At 28.3% G+C, this 18,433-nt stretch carries 15 protein-coding genes; 13 read left to right on the plus strand and 2 right to left on the minus strand.

The features are described 5' to 3' along the window. The first annotated feature begins 61 nt into the window (after positions 1-61). From KGF36_RS15790 to KGF36_RS15825, 8 genes are all read left to right on the plus strand, one after another. On the plus strand, positions 62-934 hold the full coding sequence (locus tag KGF36_RS15790) for a pilus assembly protein PilM (protein ID WP_227854845.1): 873 nt from the start codon (positions 62-64) through the stop codon (positions 932-934). Continuing rightward, entirely contained in the window at positions 935-1,378 is a 444-nt protein-coding gene (locus KGF36_RS15795; RefSeq protein ID WP_227828289.1) for a hypothetical protein, read from the plus strand. A 14-nt stretch (positions 1,379-1,392) separates the two neighbouring features. Then, positions 1,393-1,977 (plus strand): hypothetical protein, encoded by a 585-nt coding sequence (locus KGF36_RS15800; protein ID WP_227828290.1) that lies wholly within the window; start codon positions 1,393-1,395, stop codon positions 1,975-1,977. Positions 1,978-2,229: 252 nt separating this feature from the next. Continuing rightward, a complete protein-coding gene (locus tag KGF36_RS15805; RefSeq protein WP_227840313.1) occupies positions 2,230-3,270 on the plus strand; it encodes a YecA family protein in 1,041 nt (346 codons plus the stop codon). Between the two features lie 80 nt (positions 3,271-3,350). Then, positions 3,351-3,716 carry a hypothetical protein gene (locus KGF36_RS15810; protein ID WP_227828292.1) on the plus strand — a complete coding sequence of 122 codons (366 nt, stop codon included), beginning with the start codon at positions 3,351-3,353 and terminating at the stop codon, positions 3,714-3,716. 4 nt (positions 3,717-3,720) lie between these two features. Further along, complete coding sequence (locus KGF36_RS15815) at positions 3,721-4,038, plus strand: hypothetical protein (RefSeq protein ID WP_227828293.1); 318 nt, start codon at positions 3,721-3,723, stop codon at positions 4,036-4,038. A gap of 47 nt (positions 4,039-4,085) precedes the next feature. Beyond that, positions 4,086-5,690 carry an FAD-dependent protein gene (locus KGF36_RS15820; RefSeq protein ID WP_227854846.1) on the plus strand — a complete coding sequence of 535 codons (1,605 nt, stop codon included), beginning with the start codon at positions 4,086-4,088 and terminating at the stop codon, positions 5,688-5,690. A 123-nt stretch (positions 5,691-5,813) separates the two neighbouring features. Continuing rightward, a complete protein-coding gene (locus KGF36_RS15825; RefSeq protein ID WP_227828295.1) occupies positions 5,814-7,442 on the plus strand; it encodes a Na/Pi cotransporter family protein in 1,629 nt (542 codons plus the stop codon). A 180-nt stretch (positions 7,443-7,622) separates the two neighbouring features. Here KGF36_RS15825 and KGF36_RS15830 read toward each other — a convergent pair whose 3' ends face one another. Then, positions 7,623-8,459 carry an alpha/beta fold hydrolase gene (locus KGF36_RS15830; RefSeq protein ID WP_227854847.1) on the minus strand — a complete coding sequence of 279 codons (837 nt, stop codon included), beginning with the start codon at positions 8,457-8,459 and terminating at the stop codon, positions 7,623-7,625. Between the two features lie 453 nt (positions 8,460-8,912). On the opposite strand from KGF36_RS15830, the gene KGF36_RS15835 reads away from it, so the two are divergent. From KGF36_RS15835 to proC, 5 genes are all read left to right on the plus strand, one after another. Then, complete coding sequence (locus KGF36_RS15835) at positions 8,913-10,262, plus strand: glucose-6-phosphate isomerase (protein ID WP_227828297.1); 1,350 nt, start codon at positions 8,913-8,915, stop codon at positions 10,260-10,262. A gap of 153 nt (positions 10,263-10,415) precedes the next feature. Further along, positions 10,416-11,495: a serine protease HtrA gene (htrA, locus tag KGF36_RS15840; RefSeq protein ID WP_227828298.1), complete on the plus strand. Its 1,080-nt coding sequence runs from the start codon at positions 10,416-10,418 to the stop codon at positions 11,493-11,495. A gap of 346 nt (positions 11,496-11,841) precedes the next feature. Then, positions 11,842-12,750, plus strand: a complete 909-nt coding sequence (locus KGF36_RS15845) for a trans-4-hydroxy-L-proline dehydratase activase (protein WP_227828299.1) — start codon at positions 11,842-11,844, stop codon at positions 12,748-12,750. A 4-nt stretch (positions 12,751-12,754) separates the two neighbouring features. Next, positions 12,755-15,124: a trans-4-hydroxy-L-proline dehydratase gene (hypD, locus tag KGF36_RS15850; RefSeq protein ID WP_227828300.1), complete on the plus strand. Its 2,370-nt coding sequence runs from the start codon at positions 12,755-12,757 to the stop codon at positions 15,122-15,124. 306 nt (positions 15,125-15,430) lie between these two features. Further along, on the plus strand, positions 15,431-16,234 hold the full coding sequence (gene proC / locus KGF36_RS15855; protein ID WP_227828301.1) for a pyrroline-5-carboxylate reductase: 804 nt from the start codon (positions 15,431-15,433) through the stop codon (positions 16,232-16,234). A 252-nt stretch (positions 16,235-16,486) separates the two neighbouring features. Here proC and feoB read toward each other — a convergent pair whose 3' ends face one another. After that, complete coding sequence (gene feoB, locus KGF36_RS15860; RefSeq protein WP_227850573.1) at positions 16,487-18,433, minus strand: ferrous iron transport protein B; 1,947 nt, start codon at positions 18,431-18,433, stop codon at positions 16,487-16,489.

An 18,433-nucleotide genomic window follows, 5' to 3' on the forward strand; every position in this document is an offset into this window, starting at 1 on the left:
TAAATGTAAATATATTAAGTTTAATTAAAAAATATACAAGTTATTATTACTTAAGAAGGAGATGGTTATAATTAAAAAATTTTTGACTTTAGAAATAAATGATGATTATATAAGGGCTGTATTTTTAAGAAAAAACTATAAAAAAATCTTTATCGATAAATCTAGTATAAAAGAAATTGGTTTTAATATTAAAAATGACAGTGATGAGATTGAAAAAACTAGTTATGTAGAAAACGTAGTTAAATTAGTAAAAGATGATATAAATAACCTAAAAAAATCATACAAAAATTTGCACTTTAATATTCAGACTCAAGATATAGTTATTAGAAATATTGAGATATTGAATACTAAGAAAAAAAGAGATATATTAAACATGATAGAATTTGAGATAACCCAATATATTCCAATAAATATAAATAACTATTCAATAAAATATAAAATTATAAACTCTAGTAATGATAAGTTAAATATACAAGTAATTCTTTTTCCTAAAAATATTATACAAGTAATTAAAATCATTTCAGAAAATCTAAATATGAACCCAAAAGCTATAAACATAAATTTTGATATACTACAAAAACTTATAAGTTTAAATCTAATAGATAATTTTATAGAAGATGGAGTATTTATAGAATGTAAAAGGAATCAATTTATTATAAACATAACAAAAAACAAAAAAATAGAAGAAACATATCTATTATCAAAAGAAATAAAATCATATGACTCAGTAAAAAAATTAATAAGTAGATTTAAATATATTTACTATTATGGCATAGAAAATTGTTTTATAGATGAGTATCTTAAAGACACAGAAAAAATTGCTGAAGTAAATCCATTGAAATTAAAAAATAAAGTAAGGGTGGAAAATAATTTTGATAAGGATTTAAGAGATACTAGTATAATTTATATAAGTAGTATAGGGATGATTATTTAAATGAAAGCTTATAAAACAATAAATTTTTTAAATGGATTTAAAGAAACTAAGCAATATAATAAAATCTATAAAATAACGATAATCTTAATTTTAACATGTGTTTCATTAAAAATGTTTATGTATATGAAATCTATAAATGAATTAGAAAATTATATAAGTCACAATAAACCCATAAATGAATCGAAATATACTGTACCAAAGCTGGAAAAAACAAAAGAAAAGTTTTCTAGAATAAAGCTTGATGAAATAAAAAAAATATATAAAATAGTTGGAACAGATAACATTACTAAAATATCTATAGATAAAAATAAAATGGAGATGGAAGGCGTGTGTGATAATCTAGATATTTTAGATGATTTAAGAAAAATAAATTACATAAAATATTACTACATAGACAGCATTATAAGAGATGGAGAATGTTATAAATTTAGAATAAAAAGTTAGACAGGTGATTAATTTTGAAATTAAATAAGAGAGAAAAAAATCTGATAAAAATATTGCTAATATTAATTATTGTATTAGTAGTTAATGTAATGTCCAGACCTCTAGAAGAGAACCTAACTAATTTGAAGAAAGAAAAACAAAATATAGTGAATGAAATAAAACGACAAGATAATTATAAAATGAAGGATAAAAAGCATAAAGATAATAGATATGTAAAAAATGTTGAATTAGATAGCAATACAGAATTAAAAAATAATTTTAATAATTCATTTTTAGATAAAAAAACAAATAAAGATATAGTATTATTAGTAGAAAATGAATTGAGAGATATTGTAAGTGTGGAATATATCAATCAAGAAAGTAGCTTAGACAACTACAATAAAAAACAAACTAATTTAGAAGTAAAAGTTAATGGGGAACTTGAAAATGTGTTGAAACTTGAAGGTGTAATGAAGAACTTAAAGTTACATAATAAAATTGAAAAAATAGAAATTAATAAATTAAAAACAAGTAATCTTGAGGTCAAAAATCTTTCAAATGAATATAAACAAGAAAAAAGCAATCTTGTAGAATGTAAAATGACAATTAGAGTCACATAACAAAAAAGAATAGATAAAGTAAAAAACTATTATCAATTCATAAAACTTTATAGAAGAATTAGTTTTACGATAATCCATTTCTGTAAGAGGGATTGTTAGTGATTTTATCGAAATCCTAATTAAAGTGAATATATTGTACCAAAATATAAGTAAATTTGAGATAATATTTGCTTATACTATAGATTGATTGATAAAAAAATGGTATAATAACAAATTGTACTTTAATTTAATAATAAGGGAGTGGAAGTCATATTGTTAGGGAGAAATGAGCTATGCCCTTGTGGAAGTGGCAAAAAATACAAGAAATGTTGTTTAAATAAAGATATTGTTTCAGAAAGAGCAAGCAGAAAAACTGAACTTTCACAAAAGCAATATACAGATTTATATTCAAAATTATATGATTATTCAAGACATGATAGATTCAAAGATGAATGTGAAAAAGCTAAAGAAATGTTTTATATAATGCAAAATGATAATGTAAATGAAAAGTTTGAAAGATTTTTTAATACGTATTTAATACAAGACCACATAATGGAAAATAAAAAGGTCATGACGGTTGGATTTCTTGAAGAGAATGGTGCAAACCTAAGTCAATCAGAAATTGCAATATTAAAAAGTTTGTTTGAATCCTATGTAAGCATTTACGAAGTAAAAGAAATTTCTACAGGAAAAATAGTTTTAAGAGATTGTTTAAGTGGGAAAGAACTTTACACAGAAGATGTAAAACTTCTAAGAAGCTTTAAAATCGGAAGCTGTATGATAGCTAGAATAATTGATGTTGAAGGAACTAATATATTAATAGATGTAACTATAAGTATATCAAATGAAGTTAAAGATATAATTTTAAATGATGTTATGAATTTATTCAATCAATATGAAGACTTATATAAAGATATGAAGACGTTCTTAATTTATCATACACATGTATTATATAAATATATACAACAGCTTTTAGACCCAAGTATAGCTGAATATTTAAAAAGAGAAAGAGATAGGAATAATAATAAAAAAGTTAATTCAGAAGGTGAATTAGCTGAAGTAGAATGTAAGGTTTTAGATACTCTTAAAGAAAATGTGGAAAAAGAAAATATAGATGCATGTATAGAGTTCTGGAATGAATATAAGAAAAGTCATGAAAATATAAAAGGAGCTGAAAGTGGTTGGGCAGCTGCGGTCGAATACTATGTTAAGAAAGAAGCAGGACAAGCTATAACTCAAGTACAAATATCAAAAAAATATGATATAAGCTCTAGTACATTAGGAAAAAGATACAAAGATTTAAAAATATCTTAATTAATTATAAAAAGCTTTAAGTCATAGATAAAGAATCTATAGTATAATATATGTATAATGTGTAGAAAGAGGTATTAATAATGAGTCTTAGTTTAGGAAATGCAATTGCTGTATCAACAAACTTTATAAAATCTAACCCAGCAGTACCTGTATACGACGGAGAAGAAATATATGCAGTTATTTATCATATAGAAATAGGATATAATAATGGTGTATCACCTGATACTAAACAATATATAATAATAGACTATAAAGAGTTCGATTTACCTATGGATAGAAAAAATGAACTAATAGAAGTTGCTAAAGAGTACTGCAAATCTAAAGATATTGTAGAAAATGAAAATCTTGAAATAAATCTTTTGGATAATGAAGAAGCAGAAAACTTCTTAGAAAAAGTATTTAATAACATGAAAGTTATAAGAGGTCTTATAACTAAAAGAGGATAAGTTAATGGAGTTTATTGGGATAGAAAATATAACACCATATGAAAACATATATGAATTTAGTATATATAAATACGATGATGAAATCACTTTAGGTAGTGAAGAGTTATATATATGTGAATTAAGGGTTATATTAATTAAAGTGAATTCTTTATACGTTGAAAGATTGAATAAATCGGTTGAAGCGATGGTTTTAGTGAAAAATCTAAAAAAGGATTTGGATAAAGAACTTATTGTAGACAAAATAAAGAAATTTGTGCTAGACGAGATTTGGGTAGAAAATCTAGTAAAAGAGAATATAGAAGTTATATTTGTAGAAAGCTAGGAGTAACCCTAGCTTTTTTATATTACAATCTAAGAGAGGAAAACAATATGTTAAGGGTATCTAATATAAAACTTGGAATCGATAAAGATATATCTTTATTAAAAGATATTGTACTTAAGAAGTTAAGAATAAAAGAAAAAAATTTAATAAAATACAGCATATATAAAGAATCTATAGACGCTAGAAAAAAAGGAAAGATGGAATTTGTTTATTCTGTAGATGTAGAAGTTAGAGATGAAAGTAAAATACTAAGCTCAAAAATAAAAGATGTAACAAAGATAAAAGATGTAAAATATGTAAATGTAGCTATGGGTAATAAAAAATTAAATAATAGACCTTTAGTAATTGGAAGTGGACCAGCTGGCTTATTTGCAGGGCTTATTTTGGCTCAAATGGGTTATGAACCAATTCTACTTGAAAGAGGTCTTGATGTTGATAGTAGAACTAAGGATATAAGTGATTTTTGGACAACTAGAAAGTTTAAAAATAATTCAAATGTTCAATTTGGAGAAGGTGGAGCAGGAACTTTTTCAGATGGGAAACTCACAACTAGAATAAAAGATATACGATGTAGAAAAGTGCTAGAAGAATTAGTTCAGTTTGGAGCACCAGATGAAATATTATATTCACATAAGCCACATGTTGGTACAGATATATTAAAAAGTGTAGTTAAAAATATAAGAAATGAAATAATAAATCTAGGTGGACAAGTTAAATTTGATTCAAAAGTGACAGATATAGTTGTATTAAATAATTCTATACAATCTGTAATTGTAAATGATAGCGAAAAAATAGATACAGATGCAGTTATATTAGCTGTTGGGCATAGTGCAAGAGATACTTATGAGATGTTGCATTCAAGAGGTGTAAAAATAATTCAGAAACCATTTGCAATAGGAGCTAGAATTGAACATCCTCAAGACCTGATAAATAAAGCACAGTATAAGGAATTTTATAATCATCCTCGATTAGGAGCTGCTGATTATAGACTTATAGAGCATGTCTCAAATGGAAGAACAGCATATACTTTTTGTATGTGCCCAGGAGGCAGTGTCATAGCATCTGCATCAAATGATTTTGAAATAGTTACAAATGGAATGAGTGAACATGCAAGAGATAAAATAAACGCTAATAGCGCATTTCTAGTAAATGTACTTCCTGAAGATTTTGATAGTGATAATCCACTAGCAGGAGTTCATTTTCAGCAAAAATATGAGAAATTAGCTTTTGAATTAGGTGGTAAAAATTACAATGCTCCAGTTCAACTTGTTGGAGATTTTATTAATAATAAGATTTCTGAAAATTTAGGAAGTGTTGAACCATCATATAAACCTGGATATAAGCTTACAAATTTGAATGAATGTTTGCCTAGTTTTGTGATAGAAACTATGAGAGAAACATTTATCTCTCTTGATAAAAAATTAAATGGATTTGCAATGCATGATGCAGTTTTAACTGGTGTAGAAACTAGGTCATCATCACCAATAAGAATAGTAAGAGATGAAAACAGTTTGGAATCAATAAGTGTTAAAAATTTATATCCTTGTGGTGAAGGTGCTGGATATGCAGGTGGAATAGTCACAGCGGCAGTCGATGGTATAAAATGTTCAGAAAAAATAATACAAAAATATGCTAATAGCATAAAAATTTAACATAAATTTAATGATTTTTTAATATTTAACATGAATTTAACATTACTACTCCTATAATTTGATAAAATACAATAGGTTATAAAATTTTTAAATATAGTAATCTCTTTACAAGGAGGAAATAATTTGAACATTATAATAAGTCTAATGGGTGGATTAGGGCTGTTCTTATATGGTATGAACCTTATGGGAGAAGGTCTACAAAAATCTGCTGGGACAAAATTAAAAAAGATAATAAAATTACTTACTAGTAATCTATTTATGGGAGTTTTAGTAGGTACAGGAGTTACAGCAGTAATACAAAGTTCAAGTGCTACTACTGTAATGGTTGTTGGTTTTGTAAATGCAGGAATAATGACTTTAAAACAAGCAATAGGGGTTATAATGGGTGCTAATATAGGTACTACTGTTACAGCCCAATTAGTATCTTTTGATTTAACTGGAATGGCTCCAGTAGCATTAGGTATAGGTATTATACTTTATTTATTTGGAAATAAACCTAGAATAAAAAATATAGCTGAAATACTTATAGGTTTTGGGATATTATTTACAGGTATGGATTTTATGAAAATGGCAGTTGAGCCATTAAAAGACTATCAAGGATTCACTGATTTACTTGTTACATTTGGTAATTATCCACTACTTGGATTATTATTAGGGTTTGGTATTACAGCAATAATACAGAGTTCAAGTGCATCTATGGGTATGTTGGTTGCATTAGCAGCAGAAGGTTTAATCCCATTGGCAGCAGCATTACCAATTCTTTATGGTCAAAATATTGGTACATGTGTAACTTCATTGTTATCAAGTATTGGTGCTAATAAAAATGCACGAAGAGCAGCTATGATGCATTTAATCTTCAATGTTTTGGGAACAGTAATATTCTTAGTGTTGTTGAATAAACCAATTGTAAATTTAGTTACAAGTTGGGACCCAAGTAATGTTGCAAGACAAATAGCTAATACACACACATTGTTTAATATTATATCTGTCTTAATACTTCTACCATTTACAAAGATTATCATAAAACTAGCAATTAAGCTTGTTCCTGATAAAGCTGGTGACGCAGATGAAGATGAAGCTAAGACTATTAAATATATAGATGATAGAATGATAGAAACTCCTTCTATAGCTCTTGCTAATACGATAAAAGAAGCACTTCGTATGGGAGAAAAAGCTAAGGAAAGTTTAAATGCATCTATGGAAGCGTTAGTAGAACATTCAACTGAAAAAATAGATAAAACATACAGACGTGAAAAGTTAATAAATGATTTACAAAAAGCTATTTTAAATTACTTGCTTAAACTTTCAAAAGCACCTTTAGATGATCATTCCAGAGAAGTTGTGGATACCTTATTTAATACAGTTAATGATATAGAAAGAATTGGTGACCATGCTAAAAATATAGCTGAATTATCTCAAGTTGCAATAGATTCAAATATTTCTTTCTCTAAAGAAGGACAATCTGAACTTGATATTATGTACAATAAAGTCGTTTCATCATATACTTATGCCTTAGAATCAATGAGAACTGATAATGTAGACTTGGCTTATAAAGTTATAAAAATTGAAGAGCAAGTTGATATAATGGAGAAATCTTGTAGAGCTAATCATATGTATAGATTGAATAATAACTTATGTAGTATAGAGAATGGTGTTATCTATTTAGATGTAATAAGTAATCTAGAGAGAATTTCTGACCATGCTGTCAACATAGCACAACAAGTTATAGCTAAAAGGTTAGGAAAGGATTAAAAATAATATCTTAAAATGATGTAAGAATTAAAATAAAGAATAAACAAAAAATAAACTCTAGATGATAGTTTAGAGTTTATTTTTTATTGATTAATTACTGAAAATCCAATCATCTTTATTGTATAACTGTTTATTGTTTACCATATTTTAATCAACCTAAGTAAATAGGATTCTAGTTTTCTAAACTAAATACTTTGAAAGAAATTTCTCTGATATTTCAGCAATTTCTTTATATACAAATTTATATAGATTATGTGGATAATCAAATAATTCATATTGAGCAATTTTAATATTATTTAAATATTGTAAAGGATGGTTTATCCAACTCTGTTTTTCTATCCCAGTTCCTTCTCCATTTGATATAAAGAAAAGCATTGGAATCTGTAAATATGGATTGTCCCTTTCTATTAGAGCAATCGTATTTCTTAAATTTTTGGCTTCACTAATCCAATTTTGATTGGCAAGATTATGATATAACACGTTTTCAAGCTCTTTCTTTTCTATTAATGGAATACAATGTTCTTCTACTAATTGCTCTATTAAAGCGTTGGTTGTTACTTTTCTGAGGTGTTCATCATTTGATAGCTCTATTAGTTTATTTGTAGCTTCATCTATGTTAAAGTCTCTATTATAGCATTCTGGTGTTGCGGGATCAATACCAATAATACCAGCAATTTCAGAAGGATTTTGCTGTCCCCAACGGAGAGCCTCTAAAAATCCCACACTATGTGCTACTAGTACAATAGGTGTTTTTATTCCTAACTCTTGTAGTATGCATCTGTACTCATGAACAACAACATTTATATTTCGGTTATTCTCAGATAAATCACTATGTCCGTAGCCCAGTTTTTCGATTCCAATCACTCGATAGGTTTTTGCTAACGTTTTTGCTAAAGACATATATTCAAAATTTGGGAAAGGTATGCCTGAACCTGATAAAAGCACTAAAGTAATGGAACCTTGACCATATGAATATATAAAATTCTTCTTACCATTTATTTCAATAAATTTTTTCATGAGAACTGTACCTCCAACTTAAGTTTATTTACATTTACCTATTGAGTATGTATAAAGCATATTTCAATCAGTTTAAACAAAACATTATTTTTTGTCAATCCTTACTGTAGTGTATTTTAATTCTTTATGAAATCCAGATAGGTATTTGAAGATATAACATCTAAAAATCATTTAAAGAATATGTTGTAATAGATGACAAATACCTTATCCATCCAGTATTTGGGAGTCATGTGCATCTAAAAGGAAGTTTGAAAGTGAGATAAAACCTATATTTGGTATAATTTTATTTAATTAAAATTTTATAATTGGCAAATAGTTGTAATATTTAGAAGAATCGATTTCCTAATAATGCTTGAGGATATATGTATTATTTTGTGGCAAACTTTTTAAAAAAACACCTAGATTTTGTGTTATAATCTCTGTAAAACGCATATGCTGAAAAGAGGGATTTAAATGGGAAAAATAAATTTTGATTATAGTAAAGCTACGGAATTTTTTTGCCAAAAAGAAATAGATGTCATGCAGCCGTATGTAGATGTGGCACATGATATGTTACATAATAAAACTGGTTTAGGAAATACTTTTTTAGGATGGATAGACCTTCCTAAAAATTATGATAAGGAAGAGTTTGCTAGAATAAAAAAATCTGCTGAAAAGATAAAGTCTGACTCAGAGGTTCTTTTAGTAATCGGTATAGGAGGCTCTTATTTGGGTTCAAGAGCTGCTATAGACATGGTAAGTCATTCTTTTAGAAATGGGCTTAAAAAAGAGCAAAGAAATGCTCCTGAAGTATATTTTGTAGGTCATAATATAAGTTCAACATATATTATGGATTTACTAGATGTAATTGAAGGTAAAGATGTTTCTGTAAATGTAATATCTAAATCAGGTACTACTACAGAGCCAGCTCTTGCTTTTAGAATATTTAAAAATTATCTAGAAAAAAAATATGGAAAAGAAGAAGCTAGAAAGAGAATATATGCAACAACAGATTCAAGTAAAGGTGCACTTAGACAATTAGCTACAGAAGAAGGGTATGAGACTTTTGTAATACCAGATGATGTAGGTGGTCGTTTTTCTGTATTGACAGCTGTTGGATTACTTCCTATTGCAGCTGCAGGACTTGATATTGATGCCATGATGAATGGTGCAAATGATGCTCGTGAAGCATTTCAAAATTCTGACTTAAAAAATAATGACAGTTATAAATATGCTGTAGCTAGAACAATTTTACATAGAAAAGGAAAAGATGTAGAGTTATTGGTTAACTATGAACCTCAACTACATTATGTGAGTGAGTGGTGGAAACAACTTTATGGAGAAAGTGAAGGAAAAGAAAATAAAGGCTTATTCCCTGCTTCTGTAGATTTTTCAACAGATTTACATTCTATGGGACAATATATTCAAGATGGAAAAAGACTTTTATTTGAAACAGTACTTAATGTTGAAAGTTCTAAGAGAAATATAACTATAAATTCAGAAGAAGTAGATTTAGATGGTTTAAATTATTTAGCAGGCAAAACTGTAGATTTTGTAAATCATAAAGCTTTTGAAGGGACTTTATTAGCACATACTGATGGAAAAGTGCCTAACTTAGTAATAAATATACCTCAATTAGATGAGTATAATTTTGGATACTTAGTGTATTTCTTTGAAAAAGCTTGTGGAATAAGTGGATATTTACTAGGAGTTAATCCATTTGACCAACCAGGAGTAGAAGCATACAAGAAAAATATGTTTGCTTTGCTAGGAAAACCAGGTTATGAAAAGGAAAAAGAAGAATTAGAAAAAAGACTTAAATAATTTTAGATAGTTAAGGTTTAATTAAGATTAGAATAATATAATGAAATCATCGAAAGAGAGTTTACTCAAAATAGATGATTTCATTTTTTTATGGAAAATTGGGAAAAATATATTTTGATAATTTATATTATATTAGATAGGGAGTGGTGTGAGATGTCAAGAAGAAAGAAAGGTATAAGTTTAGTAATATTAGTCGCTATAATAAGTTCAATACTTAGTAGTTTACTAACAATAATTTTAGTTAAAGATAATTTAGGTAGTAAATCTACAGGAAGTTCTACACCTATAGTTGTAAATGATGATGGAAAGAGCCAAAATATTTATCAAGCAGTTGCAGAAAAGGCAACACCATCTGTTGTAGGTATTACGACAACTAGTGTCGATACTAGTAATATGTTTGCAATACCAACTGAAACACAAGGAGTAGGAACTGGGATTATAGTAGATTCAAATGGATATATACTTACTAATTCTCATGTTATATCAGATGGTCAAGCAACTAGTGTTAATGTTTTATTTAATGATGGTTCAACAACATCAGGTAAAGTGGTATGGTTTGACCAACAACTTGATTTGGCTATAGTTAAAGTTGATAAAACTGGATTAACACCAGCTGAATTTGCAGATAGTGATAAAGTAAAGGTTGGAGATATATCAATAGCAATAGGTAACCCACTTGGACTAGACTTCCAAAAGACAGTTACTCAAGGGATAATAAGTGGATTAGATAGAACTATACAAACAGAAAAAACTAATATGACAGGATTATTACAAACTGATGCAAGTATAAATGCAGGAAATAGTGGAGGGCCATTGTTAAATCAAAAAGGTCAAGTAATCGGTATAAATACAGCAAAAGCTTCTCAAGCAGAAGGGTTAGGATTTGCGATACCAATCAATACAGCTAAAAGCATAGTTGAAGAAGTAATAAAAACTGGAAAATATGAAAAAGTAACTTTAGGTATAAAAGGAACAGATGTATCAAATTATGAAGCAGCTACAGGTACAAAATTAAGTACTGACAAAGGAGTATATGTTGCAGAAGTGATATCTGGTTCATCAGCAGAAAAAGCAGGAGTAAAAGTAGGGGATATTATAACTAAAGTAGGAGATGCAGATATAACTGGTATGAATGACCTTAATAAAAAGTTATATACTTTCTCAAAAGGTGCTAGCACAAAACTTACATTAAATAGAGGCGGAAAAGCAGTAACAATAAATGTAAAATTCTAAATGTGACTAGAGAAACAGAGACTACATGGTAAAGTGTAGTCTCTATTTTTATTTAATTTTTATAGTATATATATCTAAATTAATTAAAATAACATATTGTTTATAGAGATTATCTATATTTACTTATAAAAATAAAATTAATAAATATTTAAATTTAATTTATAAAATCAATATAAATATCATAATAAAATAAAAATTTTTAATATTACTAAAAAAATATAGACAAAATAATAACAAATATAGTATTATGTAATTGTAGAAATGCTTTTCATAGAAATGACCTATGAAGATGAATTACATAAAGATGAAAAAAATGAAATGGATATTCTTTAGGGGTGAAAAAATTATGAATCCATTAGTTATAAATTTACAAAAATGTAGTATACATGATGGTCCAGGGATAAGAAGTACAGTTTTTTTTAAAGGATGCCCACTTGAATGTGTTTGGTGTCATAATCCAGAAAGTCAAACATATACAAAACAAGTTTTGTATAATGAAGAGAGATGTTCAAGATGTGAAGCATGTGTAAATATATGTCCTCACAAAGCAATTTACAAAGGTGAAACGAAAATATGTCTAGACCAAGATAAATGTGAGTTTTGTGAAACTTGTTTAGATTATTGTATAAACAATGCTAGAGAAATAGTTGGTCAAGAGTATTCTGTTAAAGAACTGGTTAAAGAGATAGAAAAAGATAGAATTTTCTATGAAGAATCAGGTGGAGGAGTAACTTTATCAGGTGGAGAAGTAATGGCTCAAGACATGGATTTTATTTGTGGAGTAATAAACATGTGTAAATCAAAGGGAATTCATGTAGCAATTGATACTTGTGGATATGCAAAGTCAGAAAATTATGAAAGAGTTGCTAAATATGCAGATTTGTTCTTATACGATATTAAACTTATTGATGAGGAAAAACATATAAAATTTACAGGAAAATCAAATGATTTAATACTTAAAAATGTTAAACTTTTGAGTGAATCAGGTGCTAATATAAATATAAGAATACCATTAATTGTAGGAGTAAATGTAGATGATGAAAATTTAGAGGTTAAAAAAATGATAGAATTTTTAAAGCCTTTGAATATAAAAGATGTAAGTCTTCTTCCATATCATAATATTGGTAAACATAAGTATGATAAAATTTATAAAAAATATGAAGGAGAAGAGTTACAAAGACCTACTGAAGAAAAATTAGAAGAAATAAAAAGGCTGTTTGAAGCAAGTAATTTCAATACTAAGATTGGGGGGTAATAAAATGTCAAGAGGAACTTTTGAAAGAACTAAAAAATTAAGAGAAGAAAGTGTTAATGCAGAACCACACATATCTATTGAAAGAGCAGTACTTATGACAGAAGCTTATAAAAAATATGAAGGAAGTGTAGAAATTCCTGTACTTCGTGCTTTATCATTTAAACATTACATTGAAAATAGAACTCTTAGTATAAATGATGGAGAATTAATAGTAGGCGAAAAAGGAGATTCACCTAATGGAGCACCAACATATCCAGAAATTTGTTGTCATACAATGGAAGATTTAGAAGTAATGCATAATAGAGACATAATAAATTTTAGTGTGTCTGAAGAATCTAGAAAAATACATCAAGAGGAAATAATACCTTTCTGGAAAAAGAGACAAACAAGAGATAAGATAATAAATGCTATGACACCTGAATGGTTAGCAGCATATGAAGCAGGTATGTTTACAGAGTTTATGGAACAAAGAGCTCCAGGACACACAGTTTGTGGAGATACAATATATAAAAAAGGATTTTTAGATTTAAAGAAAGATATAGAAGTAAGACTAAAAGAATTAGATTTCCTTAATGACTTAGATGCATACAACAAAAAAGCTGATTTAGAAGCTATGGCAATCGCTTGTGATGCAATGGTTATATTAGGAAAGAGATATGCTGAAAAGGCAAGAAAAATGGCAGAAGAAGAAACTGATGAAGCTAAGAAAAAAGACCTATTGTTAATTGCTGAAACTTGTGATGTTGTACCAGCTCATAAGCCAGAAACTTATCATCAAGCTATACAAATGTACTGGTTTGTTCATATAGGGGTTACTACTGAGCTTAATATATGGGATGCATTTACTCCAGGAAGACTAGACCAACATTTAAATCCTTTCTATGAAAGAGATGTAGAAAATGGAATATTAGATAGAGAAAAAGCACAAGAATTACTTGAATGTTTATGGGTTAAATTTAACAATCAACCAGCACCACCAAAAGTTGGTATAACATTAAAAGAGAGTAGCACATATACAGACTTTGCAAACATAAATACTGGTGGAATAAATCCAGATGGTCAAGATGGTGTTAATGAAGTTAGTTATATAATACTTGATGTTATGGATGAAATGAAATTAATACAACCTAGTTCAAATGTTCAAATAAGTAAAAAGACTCCTCAAAAATTCTTAAAGAGAGCGTGTGAAATATCAAGAAAAGGATGGGGTCAACCAGCATTTTATAATACTGAAGCAATAGTTCAAGAGCTTATGGAAGCTGGTAAAACTATAGAAGATGCAAGACTTGGAGGAACTAGTGGTTGTGTTGAAACTGGATGTTTTGGTAAGGAAGCATATGTTTTAACTGGATATATGAACATTCCAAAAATACTTGAATTAACATTAAATAACGGTTATGACCCAATTGCTAAAAAGCAAATAGGTATTAAAACTGGAGACCCTAGAGATTTTAAATCTTATGAAGAATTATTTGATGCATTTAAAAAGCAGTTACATTATATGATTGATATAAAAATACAAGGAAATGCTGTAATAGAAAATATATGCGCAAAACATATGCCTTGTCCACTTATGTCTACAATAGTTGATGATTGTATAGCAAAAGGCAAAGACTATCAAAGAGGCGGAGCAAGATATAATACTAGATATATACAAGGTGTTGGTATAGGAACTATAACAGATAGTTTAACAGCAATAAAATATAATGTATTTGACAAGAAAAAATTTGATATGGATACATTACTTAAGGCACTTGATTCTAATTTTGAAGGATATGAAGCTATACTTAACATAGTTGCAAATAAAACTCCTAAGTATGGAAATGATGATGATTATGCTGATGGAATAATGGAAGAAATATTTAATGCATATTACAATGAAGTAACTGGTAGACCAACTGTTTGTGGTGGAGAATATAGAGTAGATATGTTGCCAACTACTTGCCATGTATACTTTGGAGAAATTATGGGAGCAAGTGCAAATGGTAGACTTTGTGCAAAACCAGTTTCAGAAGGAATCTCTCCAGAAAAAGGTGGAGATACTAATGGACCTACAGCAGTTATAAAATCTTGTGCTAAGATGGACCACATAAAAACTGGTGGAACATTGTTAAATCAAAGATTTGCGCCATCAGTAGTGCAAGGTGAAAAAGGATTAGACAATATGGCTAATCTGGTAAGAGCATACTTTAATATGGATGGACATCATATACAATTCAATGTATTTGATAAAAATGTATTACTGGAGGCTCAAAAGAATCCTCAAGATTACAAAGACTTAATAGTTAGAGTTGCAGGATATAGTGACCATTTCAATAATTTAAGTAGAACATTACAAGATGAGATAATAGGTAGAACTGAGCAAACATTCTAGGATTGTTTGTAAATGAAACTTCTTACTATATAAAAATGTAACTGGTATAATAGTATATATATTACTAGATAACATTTTAAAAAATTTTAGATTAATTCTGAGCTAACTTTCTGGATGGGAAGTTAGCTCGTTGAGTTTAATGAAAAAATCGTTAAATTTATATTTAATAAACTATATTAAATAAGTAATTTATAATAATCATAATAAAATTATATTTTATAATAACTAAGATAATTTTAAGCAGTTAAAATATTGTAAATTTAGCTACTTTAAAATAAAAACTAATAGAAAAAGAGGAGATTTGATATGAAAACTTTAGGATTTATTGGTTCAGGAAATATGGGAAGTGCAATGATAGGTGGTATAGTAAAATCAGGATTAGTAAAAGCAGAAGATATAACTGTATCAGACTTAAGTCAAGTTGCTTTAGATAAAGTAAAAGAACAATTTGGAATAAATACTACAACTGATTCAAAGGTAGCTGTTGCAAATTCAGATGTAGTGATAGTAGCACTTAAGCCTAATATATGTGAAAAAGCTTTAGCTCCACTTAAAGAATTAATAGATGCAAGTAAAATAATAGTATCAATAGCAGCAGGAAAAACTATAGAAACTCTTGAAAGCATTATAGGTTCAGATAAAAAGATAGTAAGAGTAATGCCAAATACTCCAGCACTTGTTGGAGAAGGTATGTCAGCTCTTTGTAAAAATGCAAATGTAACTGATGAAGAATTGAATATGATTAAAGCTCTATTTGAATCATTTGGAGAAGCAGAAATAGTAGCAGAATATTTAATGGATACGGTTACAGGTATTAGCGGTTCTTCTCCTGCATATGTATTTATGTTTATAGAAGCTATTGCAGACGCAGCAGTACTAGCTGGTATGCCAAGACAGCAAGCTTATAAATTTGCATCTCAAGCCGTTATGGGCTCTGCTAAGATGGTTCTTGAAACTGGAAAACATCCAGGTGAATTAAAAGATATGGTTTGTTCTCCAGCAGGAACTACTATAGAAGCAGTTAGAGTGTTAGAAGAAGAAGGATTTAGATCAGCAGTTATAAAATCTATTGTTGCTTGTGTAGATAAATCTAAAGATATGAGCAAATAATTGATTTTAGATATATACGTTTTTTCGCATTAGCTTGAAGCAATAGAAATTTGCCTAGACGAAAATGAAAATGTTAGTCTAAATTAGTTAGAAGAATACAGCTTTTTTATAAATTTTATAACTTTAAAATAAAAACGGTATAGCACTTAATTATGCTATACCGTTAATTATTCCAAAAAATTTTCTTATGAATCTATCCTTTAGAAGATAATACCATAATTTATTTACTTTTAAATATAAGATATCTATATATTAATGTATACTACTTTTTTTGTTATCATCTTCATCTATTGAGCAAGAATTAGAACCTGGACATCCAGAGCAACCAGAACATCCACTACAGCTACTTCCATTTTTTGTAGATTTAAATTTATTAAACAAAATTAAAAATGCAAGAACTATGATTATTCCACCAACTAAAGCTTCCATTATTGAATTTCCCATAAATAGTACTCCACCAATGCTTTTAACTATAAAAGCCATTATCCATGCTAATATAAATTGATATGCAAATGATGCAAACATCATCTTATTGCCATATTCTTTTTTCATAGTTGCAAGAGCAGCTATACATGGAGTATATAGAGCTGTAAATATTAAGAATGTATATGCAGTAACGCCATTAAATATTGTTGGCAATACAACAGTCAAATTACCATATAGTATATTCAAAGAGTTTACCACGATTTCTTTTGCTCCAAGACCACTTAAGATAGCAACTGAAGTTCTCCAGTCATCAAAACCAAGAGGTTTAAATATAGGAGATATAATATGCCCTATAGTAGCTAAAAAGCTTACATTTATATCTTCTGTAAATCCAAATACATTAAATGAAGAAAGTCCCCAAATAACAACTGACATTGCAAACATTACAGTAACAACTCTTATTAAAAATCCTTTTGATTTATTCCAAGTATTTTTAATAAGTGCATCTATAGTAGGTATTCTATATTCTGGTAACTCTAATATAAATGGTTCAGCTTCTGTCTTAAAAGCTGTTTTATTTAAAAATAGTGCAACCACAATTGCCATAACTATACCAACTAAGTATAATGATGTAGTTACTAAAGCAGCATTGTGTGGGAAAAATATAGCTACAAATAATGCATATATAGGTAGCTTTGCTCCACAAGTCATAAGTGGTGCAATAAGAGCTGTAACTCTTCTGTCTTTTTCACTTTCTAGTGTTCTAGTTGCCATTATAGCAGGAGAAGAACATCCCATACCCATAACTATAGGTATAAAAGCTTTACCAGATAGACCAACCTTTCTCATAACCTTATCCATCAAAAATGCTGTTCTTGACATATATCCACTATCTTCAAATAGAGATATACCAAAGAATAATGTAAATATTAAAGGGAAGAATGGTAAAGTACCACCAACACCTCCAATTATACCATCAACAATAAGTGATTTAAACCATGGACTAGAGTTAGCTAACATATCACTAACAGGTGTAGAGATATAAGCCTCTATAAGGCCTGCAAAGCCTTCTTGAAGTGGACCTCCAACCCAATCAAAGGTGAACTTAAATAAAAGAAACAATACACCAATAAATATAGGATAGGCTAATATAGGATTTAAAACTATATTGTCTATTTTATCACTGATAGATTTTTTGTGTGTATATGTAGTCTTTGTACATCTTGATAAGATAGATTCCAACTTCTTATATGTTTCTGTTTCACTTCCAAAGTCTGTTCGATATTTAAATGATTTTTTAGTAGCATCTTTAATTTCTGCTTCTATTTTTTCTACGCCATCTTTCTTTTTTGCGATGATTGGAACAACGATTACTCCAAGTTCTTCACTTAATTTTTTATCGTCTATATTAACACCTTTAGATTCTGCAATATCTAACATGTTAAGCAGTATAACTATAGGTTTATTAAATTGCATAAGTTGAGTTGTTAAGTAGAGATTTCTAGATAAGTTAGAAGCATCTACTACATTTACTATTACATCAACATCTTCATTTTCTAAATATGACTTAGAAACCTTTTCTTCATTTGAGAAAGTATCCATTGCATATATACCAGGTAAATCTACAACCTTTATTTCTTTCCCAATAAATCCTTCTTTTTTTTCAATAGTAACACCAGGCCAGTTACCAACATACTGATTTGATCCTGTAAGCAGGTTAAAAACAGTAGTCTTACCAACATTCGGGTTTCCTAATAATGCTACATTAATCAC

Source organism: Clostridioides sp. ZZV14-6009 (assembly GCF_020658095.1).
GTDB lineage: Bacteria > Bacillota > Clostridia > Peptostreptococcales > Peptostreptococcaceae > Clostridioides.

Bases quoted from the DNA above. Each gene is read 5' to 3' on its own strand.
- KGF36_RS15790 (WP_227854845.1), top strand. From the start codon at position 62: ATGGTTATAATTAAAAAATTTTTGACTTTAGAAATAAATGATGATTAT.
- KGF36_RS15795 (WP_227828289.1), top strand. From the start codon at position 935: ATGAAAGCTTATAAAACAATAAATTTTTTAAATGGATTTAAAGAAACT.
- KGF36_RS15810 (WP_227828292.1), top strand. From the start codon at position 3,351: ATGAGTCTTAGTTTAGGAAATGCAATTGCTGTATCAACAAACTTTATA.
- KGF36_RS15815 (WP_227828293.1), top strand. From the start codon at position 3,721: ATGGAGTTTATTGGGATAGAAAATATAACACCATATGAAAACATATAT.
- KGF36_RS15820 (WP_227854846.1), top strand. From the start codon at position 4,086: ATGTTAAGGGTATCTAATATAAAACTTGGAATCGATAAAGATATATCT.
- KGF36_RS15830 (WP_227854847.1), bottom strand. From the start codon at position 8,459: ATGAAAAAATTTATTGAAATAAATGGTAAGAAGAATTTTATATATTCA.
- KGF36_RS15835 (WP_227828297.1), top strand. From the start codon at position 8,913: ATGGGAAAAATAAATTTTGATTATAGTAAAGCTACGGAATTTTTTTGC.
- htrA (WP_227828298.1), top strand. From the start codon at position 10,416: ATGTCAAGAAGAAAGAAAGGTATAAGTTTAGTAATATTAGTCGCTATA.
- KGF36_RS15845 (WP_227828299.1), top strand. From the start codon at position 11,842: ATGAATCCATTAGTTATAAATTTACAAAAATGTAGTATACATGATGGT.
- hypD (WP_227828300.1), top strand. From the start codon at position 12,755: ATGTCAAGAGGAACTTTTGAAAGAACTAAAAAATTAAGAGAAGAAAGT.
- proC (WP_227828301.1), top strand. From the start codon at position 15,431: ATGAAAACTTTAGGATTTATTGGTTCAGGAAATATGGGAAGTGCAATG.